Source organism: Klebsiella sp. Q2 (assembly GCF_009900705.1).
GTDB classification, from domain to species: Bacteria; Pseudomonadota; Gammaproteobacteria; order Enterobacterales; family Enterobacteriaceae; genus Klebsiella; species Klebsiella quasipneumoniae.
This window is the reverse complement of record NZ_JAAABE010000001.1, coordinates 1271648-1292079: the sequence shown is the minus strand read 5'-3', so window position 1 is coordinate 1292079 and position 20432 is coordinate 1271648. Positions and strand designations below refer to the sequence as shown.

Here is a 20432-nt window from a genome sequence, read left to right as displayed (position 1 = left end):
TGTGAGGCATTCATGCTAGCGCATATGGTGATACACGTCACCCTTCCGGCGGGCTTTTCTGTCCCGGAAAAAAAGCGGGCGCCGATCCTGTCAGCGTCCGCTTTCCTGCAACAGCGTTTACTCTTTTGGTTTAAAGCGCAACAGGCGGTTAGCGTTACTCACCACGGTGATCGACGACAGCGCCATCGCCGCGCCGGCGACCACCGGATTGAGCAGCGTGCCGGTCAGCGGCCAGAGGATCCCGGCGGCAATCGGGATGCCCAGCGAGTTGTAGACAAAGGCCCCCAGCAGGTTCTGCTTCATATTGCGTAAGGTCGCCTTCGAAATCGCCAGCGCATCGGCCACGCCGTGAAGACTATGGCGCATCAGGGTGATCGCCGCGGTTTCAATAGCGACATCGCTGCCGCCGCCCATGGCGATACCGACATCCGCCTGCGCCAGCGCCGGGGCATCGTTAATCCCATCGCCAACCATCGCCACTTTGTGCCCCTGGCTCTGCAGACGCTTAATGGCGTCGGCTTTACCGTCCGGCAGCACGCCGGCAATCACTTCATCAATGCCGGCTTCTTTGGCGATGGCATTCGCGGTAGTGGGGTTATCCCCGGTGAGCATCACCAGGCGGTAGCCCTGACGATGCAGGCGCGCCAGGGCGTCGACGCTGTCTTCGCGCAGCGGGTCACGGATGGCGAACAGCGCGGCCGCCTGACCATCCACCGCCAGCAGCACCGGCGTAGCGCCGCGCGAGGCCTGCGCCATCATCTCGCTTTCTATATCGCTGGTGGCGATATGCTGCTCGTTGAGCAGCGCCTGGTTGCCGAGCAGCAGGCGATGACCTTCCGCCTCACCGCTGACGCCAAGGCCGCGCAGGGTGCGGAAGCCGCTCACTTCCGGCAACGGGCTGTCTCCGGCTTTATCGAGGATCGCTCGCGCCAGCGGATGGCTTGAGCCCTGCTCGAGCGCGGCGGCAAGACGCAGCGCGGTAATCTCATCAACGCCAGCGAAAGTTTTCACCGCCACCACCTGCGGCTTGCCTTCGGTCAGGGTGCCGGTTTTATCGAACACCAGGGTGTCGAGTTCACTGGCGCGCTGCAGAGCATCGGCGTCGCGCACCAGTACGCCGTATTCCGCCGCCCGGCCAACGCCGGAGATGATCGACATTGGCGTCGCCAGCCCTAAGGCGCACGGACAGGCGATAATCAGCACCGTGGTGGCGATCACCAGGGTATAGACGATCTGCGGCGCCGGGCCGAAGAAGTACCAGATCGCCGCGCTAATCAGCGCAATGGCGACCACCGCCGGGACAAACACCGCGGAGATTTTATCCGCCAGTTGGCCGATCTCCGGCTTGCTGCTCTGCGCCTGGCGCACCATGCGGATAATACGTGCCAGCGTGGTCTGGCTGCCGACGGCGCTGGCGGTGAACAGCACGCTGCCGTCCTGCACCACGGTGCCGGCGTGAATGGCATCGCCATCGCCTTTTTGCTGTGGTACCGGTTCGCCGGTGAGCATCGCTTCATCAAACCAGGCTTCGCCCTGGCTTATCACGCCGTCAACGGGAACGCGATCGCCAGTGGTCAGGCGCAGCGTCATGCCGGCCTGAACTTCAGCGAGCGGCAGATCCTTTTCTCCCTCAGGGGTCACCACGCGGGCTGAAGGCGGCGTCAGGTCGAGCAGTTTTTCCAGCGCTTTTGAGGAGCGCTGGCGGGCGCGGGCCTCCAGCATATGGCCGAGGTTAATCAGGCCGATAATCATTGCGCTGGCTTCGTAATAGAGATGGCGGGCTTCCATTGGGAACCACTGTGGCCACAGGTTGACGCTCATCGAGTACAGCCAGGCGACGCCGGTACCGAGCGCCACCAGCGTATCCATGGTGGCGGTGCCGTTTTTCAGGCTTTTCCACGCACTGCGGTAGAAGTGCCCGCCGGCGAAGACCATCACCGCAAGGGTGACGAGGCCGATGACCAGCCACAGCGAACGGTTGTCGTCGCTGACCATCATGTTATCGCCGATCATGCCCCAGACCATCACCGGCACGCCGACCAGCAGGGCGAAAATCGCCTGCCAGCGAAAACGTTTCATGGTGGCGATGGCGGTTTCCTGCTGACGTTCGCGGCGTTCCAGATCGTCCTCGATCGCCTCCGCGCCGTAGCCCGCTTTCTCCACCGCCTGCACTAATTCTGCGGCGGACGCACTGCCCATCACCAGCGCCGTGCGTTCCGCCAGGTTAACCCGCGCCTGTGAGACGCCCGGAACCGCGGCAAGCGCGTTCTGTACCCGGGAGACGCAGCTGGCGCAGCTCATGCCGTTGATCAGCAGCTGTTGACTGTCATCTTCGTCATGGGCTGCCGGAAGCTCAGGAGTGGCCGCTGTCAGTGCTTCCGACGGGATTGATGATTCTGCCAGCGGTTTAGCCTTTGGGTGGCTGAGCTCCGCGCCGTATCCGGCTTGTTTAACGGTTTCAATCAGCGCTTGAGCGCTGGCGCTGCCCGTCACATGGGCTTCAGTGAGGGTGACTTCCGCTTGCTCAACGTCAGGACGCTGCTCCAGACTCTCTTTCACGCGTTTGACGCAGTGGCCGCAGGAGAGGCCATCCAGCGTCAGGTCGATAGTGTTAGACATAAATAACTCCTGAATAATTTTCCGGTCAACGATTGACCAGAACCACTCTTTCATCGAGTATTAAGAAGGTTAAACCTTCCAGCAAGGGGAAGGTCAAGGAGAAAAAATGAATATCAGCGATGTGGCGAAAAAAACCGGTTTAACCAGCAAAGCGATTCGTTTTTACGAAGAGAAGGGGCTGGTGACGCCGCCGTTGCGCAGCGAAAACGGCTACCGCACTTACAGTCAGCAGCATCTCGATGAGCTGACGCTGCTGCGCCAGGCGCGGCAGGTGGGGTTTAACCTGGAAGAGTGCCGCGAGCTGGTGGCCTTGTTCAACGACCCGTCGCGGCACAGCGCCGATGTGAAAAAACGCACGCTGGAGAAAGTGGCGGATATCGAGAACCATATCCGCGAGCTGCAAAATATGCGCGCGCACCTGCTGGCGCTGGCCGAATCCTGTCCCGGCGACGACAGCGCGGAATGCCCGATTATCGATAATCTTTCCGGCTGCTGTCATCGCAAGGCGCAGGCTTAACGAACGACGGGTTTTATCCGTAGCGTAATCCCTTCCACGGCGACCACTTCGACTTGACTGCCTGGGGCGAGGTCCTCGTCAGCCATCACCGGCCATGAGCTGTCGCCCACGCGCACGTGGCCGCGGCCGTTTACCAGCGGGGCATCCAGCGTCAGACGGCGGCCTATCAGCTGCTGCCCGCGCTGGTTGAGTTGAGCATCGGCAGGACGCTGCAGTTTGACGCGCTTGCGCAGCCACTTCGACCACAGCCACGCCGCCAGCAGAGTGAGGACGGCAAACAGCGTGCCTTGCCATTCCCAGCTCAGCGGCAGGAGCCAGGTCAGGGCGCCGGTCACCACGCCGGCGACGCCGCTCCACAGCAGGTATCCGCTGCCGCCCAGCATCTCGGCCGCCAGCAGCAGCCCGCCGAGGCTTAGCCAGAACAGATGAGGGTGGGCGAGGATCATGTCGATCATGATTTTTTCCGATCGCCAGCGCCTTCTTTGATCAGCTCGCTGATCCCGGCGATCGATCCCATCAGGCTGCTGGCATCCAGCGGCATCAGCACCACTTTACTGTTGTTGGCGGCGCCAATCTGCTGCAGCGCATCGGTGTATTTCTGCGCCACGAAGTAGTTGATCGCCTGAATATCGCCTGAGGCGATCGCTGAGGAGACCATCTGGGTGGCGCGGGCTTCCGCTTCAGCGGAACGCTCGCGGGCCTCCGCCTGCAGGAAGGCGGACTGCCGCTCGCCCTCCGCCTTGAGGATCTGCGACTGCTTTTCCCCTTCCGCTTTCAGAATTTCCGCCTGACGCACCCCTTCGGCCTCAAGGATATAGGCGCGTTTGGTACGTTCGGCTTTCATCTGGGCGTTCATCGAGGCGATAAGCTCCGCCGGTGGGCGAACGTCGCGAATTTCGACGCGGGTGATTTTCACCCCCCACGGGTTGGTGGCGTCGTCAACGATATGCAGCAGGCGGGTGTTAATGCTGTCGCGCTGGGAGAGCATTTCGTCCAGCTCCATCGAGCCGAGCACGGTACGAATGTTGGTCATCGTCAGGTTGACGATCGCCTGCTCAAGATTGCTGACCTCGTAGGCGGCCTTTGGCGCGTCAACCACCTGAATAAAGCAAACGGCGTCGATGGTGACGTTGGCGTTATCTCTGGAGATAACCTCCTGTGAGGGGATGTCGAGCACCTGCTCCATCATGTTCACTTTGCGGCCGATGCGGTCCATAAACGGCACGACTAAGCTTAATCCCGGCTGCAGCGTCTGGGTAAAACGCCCGAAGCGCTCCACCGTCCACTGGTAGCCCTGCGGGACGATTTTCACCGCCGCGGCCACAATGACCAGCGCGACGAAAATAAGGATAGGAATAAAAATCAGCATCAAAAACCTCCTGTCTTGTTGCCTGGTGAAGCGCTACAAAGAAATAGCGCGTGTTTAAACTGAGTATATCTTTCTCCACCACCGGGAGAAAGGAAAGTGCGGTAAACTAGCGGTGTTTCAGAAAATAATCAGGAAGCCTCATGAAGGAAAATAACGCGCTTTTGCGTCTCGAGGGTGTGGGATTTAAGACCGACGACGCAGTTATTTTACACAATATCAATCTTGAGCTCAGACCCGGGGAATTTAAGTTGATTACCGGGCCTTCCGGCTGCGGGAAAAGCACCTTGCTGAAAATTATCGCCTCGCTGCTCAGTCCGACCTCCGGACGCCTGTTTTTCGACAATGCCGATGTCGCGACGCTGTCGCCGGAAAGGTATCGCCAGCAGGTCTCTTACTGTGCGCAGACGCCGGCGCTGTTCGGGGATTCGGTTTACGATAACCTGATTTTTCCGTGGCAGATCCGCAATAAACAACCGGATCCGCAGGCGCTGGTGGCCGACCTGCAGCGCTTTGGTCTGGGCGAAAATATGCTGGAAAAATCGATTAATGAACTGTCCGGCGGGGAAAAGCAGCGCGTCTCGCTGATCCGCAATTTACAATTTCTGCCGCGCGTGCTGCTGCTGGATGAAATTACCAGCGCGCTGGATGACAGTAATAAACAGAATGTGAATGACATTATTCATGGCTACGCGACGGAAAAGCAGGTCGCTGTTCTGTGGGTCACCCACGATCGCAACGAAATTTCGCATGCCGATGAAGTGATTACCTTGCAGCCTGCCGGCGGAAACATGCAGGAGGTACGGCATGAACGGGCATAACATTACGAACGAATCGCTGGCGCTGTCGATGGTGCTGGTGCTGATCGCTATTCTGGTGAGCTATCGGGAAAAGCTGGCGCTGGAAAAAGATATTCTCTGGAGCATCTGCCGGGCGATCGTGCAGCTGATTATCGTCGGCTATGTATTGAAATATATCTTTAACGTCAATCATGCGGTTCTGACGCTGTTGATGGTGCTGTTTATCTGCTTTAACGCGGCGTGGAATGCCAAAAAGCGCAGCAAGTATATCGATAAGGCTTTTGTCTCGTCATTTATCGCCATCACCACCGGCGCCGGGCTGACGCTGGCGGTGCTGGTGTTCTCTGGATCGATAGCCTTCGTCCCGATGCAGGTGATCCCGATTGCCGGGATGGTGGCCGGGAACGCCATGGTAGCGGTGGGACTGTGCTACAACAATATGGGCCAGCGCTTCAGCAGCGAGCAGCAGCAGATTCAGGAGAAGCTGAGCCTCGGCGCGACGCCGAAAATGGCCTCGGCGCGGCTGATCCGCGACAGCATTCGCGCGTCATTGATACCCACCGTCGATTCAGCGAAAACGGTGGGGCTGGTGAGCTTGCCAGGGATGATGTCGGGGCTAATTTTTGCCGGTATTGACCCGGTAAAGGCGATTAAGTACCAGATCATGGTGACCTTTATGCTGCTGTCGACCGCCAGCCTGTCGACGATTATCGCCGGCTATCTGACCTACCGGAAGTTCTTCAACGCCCGCCATCAGCTGGTGGTGACGCAGCTGAAAAAGCGCCCGTGAACGATCCCGGGTTGCGGCGTTCACGCCTCACCCGGGCGACTAAGGCTAGGTTCCGCATCGTTCGCGTAGCCCGGATAAGCGCAGCGCTATCCGGGGCTGGCAACGGATTAGTACAGCAGCGAATAGAGCTGACGGCGGTATTTGGCGGCCAGCGCATCGCCGGTACCGAGGGCGGCGAGGATCTCCTGCAGCATCTTGCGCGCCTGGCCGTCGCCAGCGCCTAAATCCTTCTGCAGATGGCTGAACAGCAGCGCCAGCGCTTCTTCGTTACGCCCGACCTGATGCAGCTGTAGCGCCAGCTGGGAGGCCAGCTGCGCGTCCTCCGGATTCTGTTCCACCTGCTGCTGCAGCTGCTGGATTTCCGGCGTGTCGGCGGCCTGTTTGAGCAGCTCAATCTGCGCCACCAGACCCTGATAGTGGGTATCCTGATCCTGCAGCGGAATAGTCTTCAGTACATTTTCCGCTTCATCGGAACGGTGCAGAGCAATCAGCGTTTCCGCCAACAGCAGGCCAATCTGGCTGTCCTGATTCGACAGCTGCCAGGCCTCTTTCAGCAGCGGCAGGGCATCGGCGTATTTTTCTTCCTGCATCAGGGCCAGGGCCTGCTGCGCTTTCAGCTCCTCTTCGCGGGGCAGGACTTTATCCAGCAGGGCGCGGATCGCTTCTTCCGGCTGCGGGCCTTCAAAACCGTCCACTGGTTGGCCGTTCTGGAACAGATAAACCGTAGGGATGGCGCGCAGACCAAACTGTGAAGCGAGCATTTGCTCGGCGTCGCAATCGACCTTTGCCAGCGTAAACTGGCCGTTGTATTGAGCGGCCAGGCGCTCAAGAACCGGGGTCAGCTGTTCGCAGTGCTGGCTGCGGGCAGACCAGAAGTAAAACAGCACCGGGACGTTCATGGACTGCTGTAGCGTCTGCTGCAGGTTCGCTTCGCTAATGTTGACAATATTCTGTTCGGACATGGGCATTTCTCGTTAGTCGATTTCTGTTTTACATGGGGGCGGCATGCCGCGCTTCAACTCAGCCGTGGATAATTTTGTCCATCGCGCGGGCTGGCAGCAGGCGTTTGAGCAGCGCCACCGCGTGGGTGACCAGGGTGACCGGGTAGCGCAGCTTCGGCTTATCGCTGATAAAAGCGTGGCGCACTTTTTCCACTACCGCCTCCGGCCCGAGGGTAAAACGGGCGGCGATGCCCGGGTTTTCAACGGGCTTGTCGCTTTGCGTCTGGTTGACGTTATCGGTAAAGCGGGTGCGGATCGGGCCCGGCTCAATCAGGCTGACCTTGATACCGCTGTGACGCAGCTCCATGCGCAGTGCGTCGGACCATGCCTCGAGGGCGTATTTACTGGCGGCGTAGGCGCCGCGGCCGGGGCTGGCGATAAGCCCCATCACCGACGAGGTCATCACGATGCGACCTTCGCCGTGCGGCGTCATCGCTGGCAGCAGCAGCATGGTGAGCTGATGGGCACCGAAAAAGTTAGCGGAAAACTGCTGTTCCATCTGCTGGCGGCTGATGGTGTTCAGCGGGCCATAGACGCCGTATCCGGCGTTATTGAACAGGCCGTAGAGACGATTATCGGTCAGCGCAAGCACCTCCGCCGCCGCGCGCTCCACGCTCTGCGGGTCGTCCAGATCGAGCAAAATACCGGTTAGCCCCAGCTCCTGCATCCGCGCCACGTCCTCTGCCTTGCGGCAGGCCGCCAGCACGCGAAAGCCCTGGCGGGTTAAATCCAGTGCGCTTTCCAGACCAATTCCGCTGGAACAGCCTGTCACTAAAACCGTTTTTTGCATAACTTTACCTGTCAGCGACCCCTGGCGTTCAGGAGTCATGATTAACTAAGGGAGCCAGCCGGTTCGCCATCCACTCGGCGATAAACGGCTGCGCGTCGCGATTCGGGTGAATGCCGTCGTCCTGCATCCACTGGGGTTTCAGATACACCTCCTCCATAAAAAAGGGCAGGAGAGGAATAGCGAACTCTTTGGCCAGGGCCGGGTAAATCGCGCCGAAGGCTTCATTATAGCGGCGGCCATAGTTCGCCGGCAGGTGAATTTGCATCAGCAGCGGCTCGGCGTTGGCCGCTTTGATATCCTTAATAATGGTGCGCAGCGTCTGCTCGGTCTGCTGCGGCGGAAAGCCGCGTAGCCCGTCATTGCCGCCGAGCTCAACCAGCACCCAGCGCGGCTGATGCTGTTTAAGCAGCGCAGGCAGACGGGCCAGCCCTTGCTGGGAGGTATCGCCGCTGATGCTGGCGTTCACCACTGGCGTTTTCGCCTGCCACTTCTCATTGAGCAGCGCAGGCCACGCGGCGTTGGCCGCCATCCGATAGCCAGCGCTCAGGCTGTCGCCGAGGATCAGCAGCGTATCCGCCGCCATCGCGCGGCAGGTAAACAGGAACAAAAACAGGAAAGGCACATGCCAGCGGAAAACATACTTGAAGTTCATCATCTTAAGAAGTCCGTCGGTCAGGGGGAGCATCAGCTCTCCATCCTTACCGGAGTTGAGCTGGTTGTCAAACCGCGGCAGACCATCGCCCTGATCGGCGAGTCGGGCTCCGGTAAATCGACCCTGTTGGCGATCCTCGCCGGCCTGGACGATGGCAGCAGTGGGGAAGTATCGATGCTGGGCAAACCGCTGCATCGGATGGATGAGGAGGCGCGGGCGGCGCTGCGGGCGCAGCACGTCGGTTTTGTCTTTCAGTCGTTTATGCTGATCCCGACGCTCAACGCCCTGGAGAACGTCGAGCTGCCGGCGCTGCTGCGTGGCGCCAGCGATAGCCAGAGCCGGGGCGATGCCCGCGCGCTACTTGAGCAGCTGGGGCTTGGCAAACGCCTGCACCACCTGCCGGCACAGCTCTCCGGCGGTGAACAGCAGCGGGTCGCGCTGGCCCGGGCCTTCAATGGTCGTCCGGCCATTCTGTTCGCCGATGAGCCCACCGGCAACCTCGATCGCCAGACCGGGGATAAAATTGCCGATCTGCTGTTCTCGCTTAATCGCGAACACGGCACCACCCTGATCCTCGTCACTCACGATCCGCTGCTGGCGGCGCGCTGCGACCGTCGTCTGCGCCTGGTGGATGGCCAGCTGCGGGAGGAAGCATGATCGCCCGCTGGTTCTGGCGCGAATGGCGCTCGCCGTCGCTGCTGATCGTCTGGCTGGCGTTAAGCCTCGCCGTGGCCTGCGTGCTGGCCCTGGGGTCGATAAGCGATCGGATGGAGAAAGGCCTCAGCCAGCAAAGCCGTGAGTTTATGGCAGGCGACCGCACGCTGCGCAGTTCGCGCGAGGTGCCCGCTGAGTGGATCGCGCATGCGCGCCAGTCAGGGCTGAGCGTCAGCGAACAGCTGAGCTTCGCCACCATGACCTTTGCGGGCGATACGCCGCAGCTGGCGGACGTCAAGGCGGTGGATGACCGCTATCCGCTGTATGGCACTCTCGAGACGCAGCCGCCGGGGCTGAAGCCCCAGGCGGGCAGCGTGCTGCTGGCGCCAAGGTTGATGGCGCTGCTGAACCTGAAAACCGGCGATACGATTGACGTTGGCGACGCCACGCTGCGCATTGCCGGGGAAGTGATTCAGGAGCCGGATGCGGGGTTCAACCCCTTCCAGATGGCGCCGCGGCTGATGATGAATATGGCCGACGTGGCAAAGACCGGCGCCGTGCAGCCCGGGAGTCGCGTCGCATGGCGCTATAAGTTCGCCGGCGACGCTGAACAGCTGGCCAATTATGAGCAGTGGCTGCTGCCGAAACTCGGCCCGGAGCATCGCTGGATTGGTCTTGACCAGGACGACAGCGCGCTGGGCAAATCCCTCGAACGCTCGCAGCAATTCCTGTTGTTATCCGCGCTGCTGACGCTGCTGCTGGCCGTCGCGGCGGTGGCCGTGGCGATGGGCCACTACTGCCGCAGCCGCTACGATCTGGTCGCCATACTCAAGACGCTGGGCGCCGGACGGGCGCAGCTGCGCAAGCTGATTGTCGGCCAATGGCTGCTGCTGTTGACGCTGTCGCTGATAACCGGCGGGGCAGCAGGGCTAGCGCTGGAGCGCCTGCTGTTGCTGATGCTCAAACCGGTTCTGCCCGCCGCGCTCCCGCCGGCCAGCGGCTGGCCGTGGCTGTGGGCGGTGGGCGCGACCGGCGTGATTTCCCTGCTGGTGGGCCTGCGCCCCTATCGGCTGCTGCTGGCGACCCTGCCGCTGCGGGTGCTGCGCCAGGACGTGGTGGCTAACGTCTGGCCGCTGAAAATCTGGATCCCGACGGTCAGCGCCGTGGTGGTGGGCCTGCTGGCGTGGCTGATGGGCGGCAGCCCCCTGCTGTGGTCGGTGCTGGCCGGGGCGGTGGTGCTGGCGCTGCTGTGCGGCCTGGTGGGCTGGGGATTGCTGTGGCTGCTCAAACGCCTGACGCTCAGCGCCTTGCCGCTGCGTCTGGCGGTGAACCGCCTGCTGCGCCAGCCGTGGTCGACCCTCAGCCAGCTGGCGGCGTTTTCCCTGTCGTTTATGCTGCTGGCGCTGCTGCTGGTGCTGCGCGGCGATCTGCTCGACCGCTGGCAGCAGCAGCTGCCCCCGGAGAGCCCAAACTACTTCCTGATCAATATCGCCCCTGAGCAGATAATGCCGGTGAAGACCTTCCTAGCCGAACATCAGACGCGGGCGGCGGAATTTTATCCGATCGTCCGGGCTCGTCTGACGCAGATCAACGGCCACTCCACGGACGGAAACAAAGACGAAGCGCTGAATCGCGAGCTTAATCTCACCTGGAGCGAACAGCGTCCGGATCATAATCCGCTGGTGGCCGGCAGTTGGCCGCCGAAGCCGGGCGAGGTATCGATTGAGGAGGGGCTGGCGCAGCGGCTGGGGGTGAAGATCGGCGATACGGTGACCTTTACCGGCGATACTCAGGACTTCAGCGCGAAGGTGAGCAGCGTGCGCAAAGTTGACTGGGAGAGCCTGCGGCCCAACTTCTTCTTTATTTTCCCCTCCGGGGCGCTGGACGGGCAGCCGCAGAGCTGGCTCACCAGCTTCCGCTGGGATAACGGTCCCGCGATGTTGACCCAGTTGAACCGCGAGTTTCCTACAGTCAGCCTGCTGGATATCGGCGCCATCCTGCGTCAGGTCGGCCAGGTGCTCTCCCAGGTCAGCCGGGCGCTGGAGGTGATGGTGGGCCTGGTCACGGCCTGCGGCGTGCTGCTGTTGCTGGCGCAGGTCCAGGTCGGTATGCGCCAGCGGCATCAGGAGCTGGTGGTCTGGCGCACGCTGGGGGCCGGAAAATCGCTGCTGCGCGCCACGCTGTGGGCGGAGTTTGCCCTGCTGGGGCTGGTCTCCGGCCTGGTGGCGGCGATAGGCGCCGAAGTGGCGCTGGCGATGCTGCAGACGAAAGTCTTTGATTTCCCCTGGACGCCGGACTGGCGGCTGTGGGTGATGCTGCCGCTGACGGGGGCGGTGTTGTTATCCCTGTGCGGCGGCGGGCTGGGGCTGCGTTTGTTAAAAGGGAAAGCGTTGTTCCGTCAGTTTAACCAGTAAGATTATTGCATTTTGATGATGCGCCGCCGTTTTTGGCGGCGCTTTTATTTTAAGCGCACAAATTGATAACTCGTTGATTTTTAAGCGCACAAAACATTAAAAAACCGACAACACGCTGTACTGATTCGCGGTTAATATTCAGCTGGTAAATATAAGGTTGCTTATTAATCAAGGAAAAACTATGGCACATAAAATAAAAGCGCTGGCGATCTCGATCGGCGCAACACTGGTGTTCACTTCATTTGCTTCTCACGCGGAGATCACGCTGCTGAAACAAGATCCGCAGGCGGGCGATCCGTTAAGCCGGCTTAACTTTACCGTCGGCGGGAGTATTCGTCCGCAATTCAACATGATGACCGGCGATGGCGATAAAGGCTCCTATAAGCGTAACGGTTTCGACGGCGGCACTCGTTTCCGCTTCGCGGCGGATTACTACCTGTTCGATGATATTAGCTGGATCAGCTACTACGAACTGGGGGTGAACATTCCGGCGCTGTTCGACTGGGATAACCACTACGCGGAAGGGGCGAACAATACTACCCGCCGCATGCTGTATACCGGCCTGAAAAGCGATACCTGGGGGACGTTAACCTACGGGCAGCAGAACAGCATTTACTATGATGTGGTGGGGGTGAAAACCGATATCTGGGACTACGACATGATCGGCCAGGCCCCGGGCAACGGTATTAACGGCGATTACGATGGTTCTTATCGTTCACGTAATATGCTGAAATATAAGAAAACCGTTGGCGATGTCGATCTTTACGGCTCTTATCTGTTCGAAGACAGCGAATACCTGCCGGGTAACGGTCTGCGCTATAAACGTAAAGGCGGCGGTTCTGTTGGCGCGGACTACCACATCATGAAGGATCTGACCTGGGGGACTGCGTGGAACTACACCCGCGCCGAAATGCGCGACCCGTCAACTTCCGACAGCAAAACCTATGACCAGAACATCGTCGGTACCGCGCTGAGCTGGACCCCGGATAACTGGACCTTCTCCTTCGGCGGCGGCTGGTATCAGAACTTCCTCACCACCAAAAAAACCGATGTGCATAATTACTTCGCCGGCGACGCCTGGGGGATTGAATATTTTGCGGGCTATAAATTCCCGATCAATCAGTATGCCGTTAAATCTATTCAGCCGTACTTTATGGGCGACCGCCTGCAGTACGTGAATGGCCGCAACTACCAGCGTATCGATAACGGTCTGGGGATTAGCTTCCAGCTGGATTACGGTTTCCGCGTTGACTACGAGCACGTGTTTACCTCCAGCACCGACAATCTGGGCGATATGAACCTGGTGCGTCTGCGCTACGACTTCTAAGCGGTCACATCTCCCCGGTCGCGATGCGCTCACCGGGGCTACAAATCATGCCGACCGGTAGCCCGGCTAAGGCGTTTACGCCGCAAGCCGGGACAATCGAGCATGCGATTACTTCTCCAGCCAGGCGGCGACCTCCTGCCAGCTGCCGCGAAAAATAATCTTCCCGGCTTTTTTCCCCAACTGATAGCGATACATCGGGTCGTAGTATTCTTCCAGTAGCGGCACCAGCCAGGCGAAGTGCGCCTCGGTGCTGGCGGTGCGCTGCTGCTGCGCCAGCGCCTCATCGAGGCGTTCAGTGAGCTGGGCAAAACGCTGCAGCCCCAGGCGACGGCGGATGGCAAACAGGCCGTGATGCAGATACTCGCCGTATGCCTGCCAGCCTTTCTCTTCGCCATACGCGGCGATAAAGTCGCGATACATGCGATCGAAATACTCCTCGCGCAGCCGTTCGAGGCGAACGTCAAACGGATCTTCCACCACCGCCAGCGGCGATTGCGCCATGCGGATGCGCAGGCACTCCGGCAGATGGTTGGCGCCGATCATATGGCCTTCATCTTCCAGCACCCAGCGCGTCTGCTGTTCGGCTTTTTTGAGCAGGCTGACCGCCAGGTGGTTTTCAAAGGTGGCTTGCGGATGCTGCGGCTGTAGCGTGCGGCCAAACGAAGAGCCGCGGTGGTGGGCATGGCCCTCCAAATCGATACCGTCCGGTCGCGAGCAAACCAGCTGGGTTTTGCCGTTGCCGGTGCAGCCGCCAATCAGCACGATCGGCCGCTGTACCAGCGCGTCGGTAGCCTGGATCGCCGCCTGGCGCAGCGCTTTATAGCCGCCGACGATCAGGGGGTAATCCACGCCAGCTTCTTTCAGCCACTGCTGGACAATATGCGAGCGCTGGCCGCCGCGGGCGCAGCACAGGTAACCGTGCGGGTAACGGGCGCATGCTTCCAGCCATGCCCGGATCCGGCTGGCGCGCAGATCGCCCTGAACCAGCTTATGGCCGAGCGCCAGCGCCGCTTCCGGCCCCTGGCGCTTGTAGCAGGTGCCGACCGTGGCGCGTTCTTCATCATTCATCAGCGGCAGGTTGATCGCCGCCGGCATCGCGCTTTGGCTAAACTCCACCGGGGCGCGTACGTCAATCAGTGGCGTATCGCTGGCGAGGATCTGCAGAATATTTTTTAGTACTGATTCCATCATTTAAACCGTTAGGCAATCCAGACGCGTCGCTCGACGCGATAATTCTCCTATTGTACGCGGTGAGCGCTCGGGAGGATTGATTTTTCACGGTGTATTGCTGAATAGCGTCAGGAACCCCGTTATTTCCGGCGCAGAATGGCTGAACAGCGAGGCGATATCCTGCACCGCTTTACCATGATGATCTTTGCGCCAGGCGAGACTCAATGGCGAAGGGGGACGCATGGTCGGAATGTGTCGGGCGATCAGCTTGCCCTGAGCGATAAGCGGCAGGCAGAGCGGTTCCGGTAAAAAGCCGATGCCGACGCCGGCGAGATGGGCGGCAACTTTGGTTTCGATATCGGGAACCACTATCTCTTTTTGCCCGGGCAGACGCCAGGCGACGCGCTTCGTCAGCCGTCGGGCGCTGTCCTCAATATTCACCGCCGGATAGCGCCGCAATTGCGCCTCTGATAGCGGGTCGGGTTGCTGGCTTAGCGGGTGATGCGGCGACATCACGAAGAGCCAGGTCACCTCACCCAGTGGGTAGACGGCCATGTTTTCCGCTAACGGTTCGGTGCCGGTCACGCCAATCGCCAGGGAGAAGTCGTCATGCAGCAGCGTATCCCAGACGCCCATATAGATTTGTCGTGAAAAATGAAATTGCGTAAAAGGGTAGCGCTGGGTGAGCCAGGCCAGCAGCCGGGCAATGGCCTGCGGGTCGTACATCAGGTTATTCACCACAATATTGACCTGGCGCTCTACCCCGTCGTTTATCTGCTGAAGCTCACCGGGCATACTATCAATCCACCCCAGCCACTCTCTGGCTTGCGCCAGCAGGTGCATCCCGGCCGGCGTCAACAGTACGCTGCGCGTTGTGCGGGAAAAGAGTGCGACACCGGTGTTGTCCTCCAGTAATTTGATGCGATAGCTGATGGTGGCGGTTGTTTTATAAAGTTTTTCCGCTGCTCTTGAGAAGCTGCCGGTCTCAGCGACGCTGACAAAGGTGCGTAATGTTTCGGGATCGAGCATCGCCATATTCCTCGTTATTTAATAATTCACCCATGATTTTTAAGTATTTTTTCATAATAACCTTTTCAATAATGTGGGTTAAATCAGATTTTGGAAAATTATTCCAACTTATAGTGTTGTCACGCTTAGATGGCTGTGGATTGTGCAGCTTCTCTACCCCCTTCAACGTTAGGAAGGGGAACGGTTTTAAATGAATAAGGAACAGCTCATGAAGCTTGAAGTATTGCCCCTGACGCGAGATGCATTCCGCCCGTATGGGGATGTTATCGAAACGGAAGGACAGGATTTTTTTCACATCAATGATGGAAAAGTACAGCGTTTTCACGATCTGGCGATGGTGGAGACGTTACAGCAGGATCGTACGCTCATCAGCATTAATCGTGCGCAACCCGCCGCGCTGCCGATTATTGTCACCGAACTGGAGCGCCATCCGCTGGGTACCCAGGCGTTTGTGCCGATGCGGGGGGAGGCCTTTGTCGTGGTGGTCGCGGCAGGCGGCGATGAGCCGGACATGAACACGCTGCGTGCGTTTATCTCAAATGGCCGTCAGGGGGTGAATTACCACCGTAATGTCTGGCACCATCCGCTGTTTGCCTGGCAGACGGAAACCGATTTTTTAACCGTCGATCGCGGCGGAAAAGACAACTGCGATGTCGTAAAGATCCCGACCGTGGAGCTGAGCTTTGCGTGAGGTTACACGTGACGCTGTCGATTATCTTGCATAACATGTGGGCGCTTACACACTATTTATGCTCAGGTTTTGAGCCGGAGATAATCGAGGTATGACAGAAGTGAGAAGGCGTGGAAGGCCTGGCCAGCAGGAGCCTTCCGCGCAAAAAGGCGCACAGGCGCTGGAGAGAGGGATCGCGATATTGCAATACCTGGAAAAGAGCGGCGGCAGCTCGTCGGTTAGCGATATTTCCCTGAATCTGGACTTACCGTTATCGACCACCTTTCGCCTGCTAAAAGTGCTGGAAGGCGCGGATTTTGTCTATCAGGACAGCCAGTTAGGTTGGTGGCATATCGGTCTTGGCGCGTTCAATATCGGCTCGGCCTACATCCATAACCGGGACGTTTTATCCGTCGGCGGGCCCTTTATGCGGCGGCTGATGCTGATGTCGGGGGAGACAGTCAACGTGGCGATTCGCAACGGCAACGAAGCGGTGCTGATTGGTCAGCAGGAGTGTAAGTCGATGGTGCGAATGTGCGCGCCGCTCGGCAGTCGACTCCCGCTCCATGCTTCAGGCGCCGGGAAAGCGCTGTTGTATCCGCTCCCTGCGGAAGAGCTGGTGGATGTGATTGTGAAGACCGGCCTGCAGCGGTTTACGCCGACGACGATTGTGGATTTGCCGGTCCTGCAGCGAAATCTGGATGAGGCGCGAGCCTGCGGCTACAGCATTGACCAGGAGGAGCATGTGACAGGATTAAACTGTATTGCTTCAGCGGTTTACGATGATGTGGGCTCTGTGGTAGCGGCAATTTCGATTTCCGGACCTGCGTCCAGGCTAACCCCGGACCGTTTTGTCAGCCAGGGCGAGCTGGTAAGGGAGACGGCAAGGAATATCAGTACCGCACTGGGCCTTAAACCCCAGGCCGACTGATCGCCGATCCAACCCGCTCTCTTGAGCGGGACTTTTTTGGTTATGTTTAAATTTGGAAAAATTTTCCAATACAGTGAGGTTGTAAAAATGGCAAAAATGAGAGCCGTTGACGCGGCAATGTATGTTCTGGAAAAAGAAGGGGTTAACACAGCATTTGGCGTGCCTGGCGCGGCTATTAACCCGTTCTATTCTGCGATGCGTAAGCACGGCGGGATCCGCCATATTCTTGCCCGCCATGTTGAAGGCGCGTCTCATATGGCTGAAGGCTATACCCGCGCGACTGCCGGTAATATCGGTGTCTGTCTGGGGACCTCCGGCCCGGCCGGTACGGATATGATCACCGCTCTGTATTCTGCCTCCGCGGACTCGGTTCCCATTCTGTGCATCACCGGCCAGGCGCCGCGCGCGCGTCTGCATAAAGAGGACTTTCAGGCGGTGGATATTGAATCCATTGCTAAACCGGTCACCAAGATGGCGGTGACGGTGCGTGAGGCGGCGCTGGTTCCGGGCGTGCTGCAGCAGGCTTTCCATCTGATGCGCTCCGGCAGACCGGGACCGGTGCTCATCGATCTGCCTTATGATGTCCAGGTGGCAGAAATCGAATTCGACCCTGAGCTTTACTCGCCGCTGCCGGCTTATAAACCGGTCGCCACGCGTCCGCAAATTGAAAAGGCACTGGCGCTGTTAGTCCAGGCGGAACGCCCGGTGATTGTTGCCGGTGGCGGGGTGATTAACGCCGATGCCGCCGCGCTGCTGCAACGATTTGCGGAAATCACCCATGTCCCGGTGATCCCGACCCTGATGGGCTGGGGCTGTATACCGGACGACCATGAACTGATGGCCGGAATGGTCGGCTTACAAACCGCGCATCGCTACGGCAACGCCACGCTGTTGGCCTCAGATCTGGTGTTCGGGATCGGCAACCGCTTTGCTAATCGTCATACCGGCTCGGTCGAGAAGTACACCGCAGGCCGCAAAATTATTCATATCGACATTGAACCGACGCAGATTGGCCGTGTACTGTGCCCGGACTTAGGCATTGTCTCCGATGCCAAAGCGGCGTTAATTCAGCTGGTAGACATTGCGCAGCAGATGCAAAAAGAGGGTCGCCTGCCACGTCGCGAGAGCTGGGTTAGCGAGTGCCAGGCACGCAAGCGTACGCTGCTGCGTAAAACCCACTTCGATAACGTGCCGGTTAAACCGCAGCGCGTCTATGAAGAGATGAACAAAGCGTTTGGCCGGGACGTATGCTATGTCACCACCATTGGCCTGTCGCAAATCGCCGCCGCGCAGATGCTGCATGTGTTCAAAGACCGCCACTGGATCAACTGCGGTCAGGCGGGGCCGCTGGGCTGGACGCTTCCCGCCGCGCTGGGCGTTTGCGTTGCTGATCCTGAGCGCAACGTGGTCGCGATTTCCGGCGACTTCGACTTCCAGTTTCTGATTGAAGAGCTGGCGGTAGGCGCCCAGTTCAATATTCCCTATATCCATGTCCTGGTGAACAACGCCTATCTCGGCTTGATCCGCCAGTCGCAACGTGCCTTTGACATGGACTACTGCGTTCAGCTGGCGTTTGAAAATATTAACTCCAGCGAAGTAAACGGCTACGGCGTCGATCATGTGAAGGTCGCGGAGGGACTCGGTTGTAAAGCAATTCGCGTCTTCAAGCCTGAGGATATTGCCCCAGCGTTTGAGCAGGCCAAAGCCTGGATGAAAGCCTATCGCGTGCCGGTCGTTGTGGAAGTGATTCTCGAGCGCGTAACCAATATCTCCATGGGCAGCGAACTGGATAACGTTATGGAGTTCGAAGACGTTGCCGATAGCGCCATTGACGCACCAACCGAAACTTGTTTCATGAAATATGAATAAATGAGGTGACATTATGTTGCGCTTTTCTGCCAACCTTTCCATGTTATTTCAGGAATATGATTTTCTGGATCGTTTTGAGAAAGCGGCGGCCTGTGGTTTTCGCGCTGTTGAATTTATGTTTCCCTACGACTATGCGCCTGAGCTATTAAAGCAAAAGCTGAGCGACAACCAGCTGGAGCATAGTTTACACAATTTACCCGCTGGCGACTGGGCGGCAGGGGAACGCGGCATCGCCTGTATTCCAGGCCGGGAAGCGGAGTTTCGCGAAGGTGTCGACGCCGCAATCCGCTACGCCAAAGCGCTGGGCAATCGTAAAATTAACTGTCTGGTCGGCAAAACTCCGGTGGGCTATCGCGAAGAACATATTCGCTCAACGCTGGTGGCGAATTTACGTTTTGCTGCCGCCGCGCTGGCCCAGGAAGGTATTCTACTGCTAATTGAGCCAATCAATTACTTCGACATGCCGGGCTTTTATCTGAATACCACGCATCAGGCGTTGGCGCTGATTGATGAAGTGGGTAATGATAATCTGAAAATTCAGTACGATATTTACCACATGCAACGTATGGAGGGGGAATTAACCCATACGATGCAAACATATGCTAATCGTATTGGTCACTTACAGATCGCCGATAATCCGAATCGCGGCGAACCCGGGACCGGTGAAATTAATTATGAGTATCTTTTTAATTTCATCGATAAATCAAACTATGACGGTTGGGTAGGTTGTGAATATAAACCATTGACCACCACCGAAGCGGGACTGACTTGGTTTAATCGCTACCGCTAATTTTAAATTTATCGTTGGGCAGTATTTATTATTCCAGACTCAGGGATTTTATTTCCTGACAACAGGAAGGGATAGCTATTGCCCAGATAAATCGAAATACACATCGTGAGAGGACACTTATGAAGCTGGGATTTATTGGTTTGGGGATTATGGGCACCCCGATGGCGCTCCGTCTTGCTAAAGCAGGGCACGCACTGCACGTTACCACCATTGGGCCTGTTGCTGATGAATTACTCAAGCACGGGGCACAACATCTGGCCTGCGCGGAACAGGTGGCGGAGCAGTCAGACATTATTTTTATTATGGTACCCGATACCCCGCAGGTTGCCGAGGTGCTGTTTGGCGAACATGGTTGTGCTAAAGCGGCGCTGAAGGGCAAAATTATCGTGGATATGAGCTCTATCTCACCGATAGAAACCAAACGTTTTGCGCAGCAGGTGCGGGATCTGGGCGCCGATTACCTTGATGCCCCGGTCTCCGGCGGCGAAATTGGCGCACGTGAAGGCACCCTCTCCATTATGGTTGGCGGCGATGAAAACATCTTTGCCCGCGTAAAACCGCTGTTTGAGATTTTGGGTAAAAATATCACCCTCGTCGGAGGAAACGGCGACGGTCAGACCTGTAAAGTCGCCAATCAGATTATCGTCGCGCTGAATATTGAAGCGGTGTCCGAAGCGCTGGTTTTTGCCTCTAAAGCCGGGGCGGACCCCGCTCGCGTTCGTCAGGCGTTGATGGGCGGTTTCGCTTCCTCACGTATTCTGGAAGTGCATGGTGAAAGAATGCTTAACCGCACCTTTAATCCAGGCTTTAAAATTTCTCTGCACCAGAAGGATCTCAATCTGGCTCTGCAGAGCGCTAAAGCCCTGGCGCTTAATCTGCCGAATACAGCTACCTGTCAGGAGCTATTTAATACCTGTGCCGCGAATGGCGGCAGCGAATTAGATCACTCGTCTCTGATTCAGGCTCTGGAATTAATGGCAAATCATCAAATAGCATAATAAGCGTAAAGCTGCCGAAATCGGCAGCTTTATTTGAACCTCACA

At 58.2% G+C, this 20432-nt stretch carries 20 protein-coding genes; 11 read left to right on the top strand and 9 right to left on the bottom strand.

The features are described 5' to 3' along the window. Nucleotides 1-117: 117 nt before the first annotated feature. A complete protein-coding gene (gene copA, locus GT756_RS06295; RefSeq protein WP_160124615.1) occupies nucleotides 118-2619 on the bottom strand; it encodes a copper-exporting P-type ATPase CopA in 2502 nt (833 codons plus the stop codon). Between the two features lie 106 nt (nucleotides 2620-2725). On the opposite strand from copA, the gene cueR reads away from it, so the two are divergent. Beyond that, entirely contained in the window at nucleotides 2726-3136 is a 411-nt protein-coding gene (gene cueR, locus GT756_RS06290) for a Cu(I)-responsive transcriptional regulator (RefSeq protein ID WP_002892208.1), read from the top strand. On the opposite strand, the gene GT756_RS06285 is transcribed toward cueR, so the two are convergent. Next, nucleotides 3133-3591 carry an NfeD family protein gene (locus GT756_RS06285; RefSeq protein WP_062914531.1) on the bottom strand — a complete coding sequence of 153 codons (459 nt, stop codon included), beginning with the start codon at nucleotides 3589-3591 and terminating at the stop codon, nucleotides 3133-3135. The two genes, cueR and GT756_RS06285, sit on opposite strands and share 4 nt — an antisense overlap. After that, nucleotides 3588-4505, bottom strand: a complete 918-nt coding sequence (locus GT756_RS06280; protein ID WP_004204723.1) for an SPFH domain-containing protein — start codon at nucleotides 4503-4505, stop codon at nucleotides 3588-3590. Before GT756_RS06280 ends, GT756_RS06285 begins: the two co-directional genes overlap by 4 nt. A 140-nt stretch (nucleotides 4506-4645) precedes the next feature. On the opposite strand from GT756_RS06280, the gene fetA reads away from it, so the two are divergent. Both fetA and fetB read left to right on the top strand, forming a co-directional pair. Beyond that, entirely contained in the window at nucleotides 4646-5323 is a 678-nt protein-coding gene (gene fetA / locus GT756_RS06275) for an iron ABC transporter ATP-binding protein FetA (RefSeq protein WP_004204722.1), read from the top strand. Continuing rightward, nucleotides 5310-6092 (top strand): iron export ABC transporter permease subunit FetB, encoded by a 783-nt coding sequence (gene fetB / locus GT756_RS06270; protein WP_004204721.1) that lies wholly within the window; start codon nucleotides 5310-5312, stop codon nucleotides 6090-6092. The genes fetA and fetB overlap by 14 nt, the downstream gene beginning before the upstream one ends. Before the next feature lie 107 nt (nucleotides 6093-6199). Here fetB and GT756_RS06265 read toward each other — a convergent pair whose 3' ends face one another. Genes GT756_RS06265 through tesA form a run of 3 tightly spaced genes read right to left on the bottom strand, consistent with a single transcriptional unit; the run spans nucleotide 6200 to nucleotide 8535 of the window. Continuing rightward, complete coding sequence (locus GT756_RS06265) at nucleotides 6200-7054, bottom strand: co-chaperone YbbN (protein WP_004204720.1); 855 nt, start codon at nucleotides 7052-7054, stop codon at nucleotides 6200-6202. A gap of 58 nt (nucleotides 7055-7112) precedes the next feature. After that, on the bottom strand, nucleotides 7113-7922 hold the full coding sequence (locus tag GT756_RS06260; RefSeq protein WP_074186539.1) for an SDR family oxidoreductase: 810 nt from the start codon (nucleotides 7920-7922) through the stop codon (nucleotides 7113-7115). Next, nucleotides 7912-8535 (bottom strand): multifunctional acyl-CoA thioesterase I/protease I/lysophospholipase L1, encoded by a 624-nt coding sequence (tesA, locus tag GT756_RS06255; RefSeq protein ID WP_025999119.1) that lies wholly within the window; start codon nucleotides 8533-8535, stop codon nucleotides 7912-7914. The genes GT756_RS06260 and tesA overlap by 11 nt, the downstream gene beginning before the upstream one ends. Here tesA and ybbA point away from each other — a divergent pair. Next, nucleotides 8506-9192, top strand: a complete 687-nt coding sequence (gene ybbA, locus GT756_RS06250) for a putative ABC transporter ATP-binding protein YbbA (protein WP_004146399.1) — start codon at nucleotides 8506-8508, stop codon at nucleotides 9190-9192. The two genes, tesA and ybbA, sit on opposite strands and share 30 nt — an antisense overlap. After that, nucleotides 9189-11603, top strand: a complete 2415-nt coding sequence (gene ybbP, locus GT756_RS06245; protein WP_114465105.1) for a putative ABC transporter permease subunit YbbP — start codon at nucleotides 9189-9191, stop codon at nucleotides 11601-11603. The genes ybbA and ybbP overlap by 4 nt, the downstream gene beginning before the upstream one ends. Here the strand turns inward: ybbP and GT756_RS25785 are convergent. Then, nucleotides 11565-11693, bottom strand: coding sequence for a hypothetical protein (locus GT756_RS25785; RefSeq protein WP_032431199.1), 129 nt, complete (start codon nucleotides 11691-11693; stop codon nucleotides 11565-11567). The genes ybbP and GT756_RS25785 overlap by 39 nt on opposite strands. Nucleotides 11694-11784: 91 nt before the next feature. Between GT756_RS25785 and GT756_RS06240 the strand changes: the two genes are divergently transcribed. Next, a complete protein-coding gene (locus GT756_RS06240; RefSeq protein WP_004204715.1) occupies nucleotides 11785-12930 on the top strand; it encodes a porin in 1146 nt (381 codons plus the stop codon). 108 nt (nucleotides 12931-13038) lie between these two features. Here the strand turns inward: GT756_RS06240 and mnmH are convergent, their stop codons facing one another. Further along, nucleotides 13039-14118 carry a tRNA 2-selenouridine(34) synthase MnmH gene (mnmH, locus tag GT756_RS06235; protein WP_174562425.1) on the bottom strand — a complete coding sequence of 360 codons (1080 nt, stop codon included), beginning with the start codon at nucleotides 14116-14118 and terminating at the stop codon, nucleotides 13039-13041. 87 nt (nucleotides 14119-14205) lie between these two features. Next, nucleotides 14206-15129 (bottom strand): HTH-type transcriptional activator AllS, encoded by a 924-nt coding sequence (gene allS / locus GT756_RS06230; protein WP_043521430.1) that lies wholly within the window; start codon nucleotides 15127-15129, stop codon nucleotides 14206-14208. Nucleotides 15130-15337: 208 nt separating this feature from the next. Here allS and allA point away from each other — a divergent pair, with 208 nt between their 5' ends. From allA to glxR, 5 genes are all read left to right on the top strand, one after another. Next, a complete protein-coding gene (allA, locus tag GT756_RS06225) occupies nucleotides 15338-15820 on the top strand; it encodes an ureidoglycolate lyase (RefSeq protein WP_025714052.1) in 483 nt (160 codons plus the stop codon). A gap of 91 nt (nucleotides 15821-15911) precedes the next feature. Further along, complete coding sequence (gene allR / locus GT756_RS06220; RefSeq protein ID WP_012737529.1) at nucleotides 15912-16730, top strand: HTH-type transcriptional repressor AllR; 819 nt, start codon at nucleotides 15912-15914, stop codon at nucleotides 16728-16730. A gap of 87 nt (nucleotides 16731-16817) precedes the next feature. After that, nucleotides 16818-18599 carry a glyoxylate carboligase gene (gcl, locus tag GT756_RS06215; protein ID WP_160124613.1) on the top strand — a complete coding sequence of 594 codons (1782 nt, stop codon included), beginning with the start codon at nucleotides 16818-16820 and terminating at the stop codon, nucleotides 18597-18599. A gap of 13 nt (nucleotides 18600-18612) precedes the next feature. Then, complete coding sequence (gene hyi, locus GT756_RS06210; protein ID WP_160124612.1) at nucleotides 18613-19389, top strand: hydroxypyruvate isomerase; 777 nt, start codon at nucleotides 18613-18615, stop codon at nucleotides 19387-19389. A gap of 119 nt (nucleotides 19390-19508) precedes the next feature. Continuing rightward, on the top strand, nucleotides 19509-20387 hold the full coding sequence (gene glxR, locus GT756_RS06205; protein WP_025714214.1) for a 2-hydroxy-3-oxopropionate reductase: 879 nt from the start codon (nucleotides 19509-19511) through the stop codon (nucleotides 20385-20387). The last annotated feature ends 45 nt before the right edge of the window (nucleotides 20388-20432 follow it).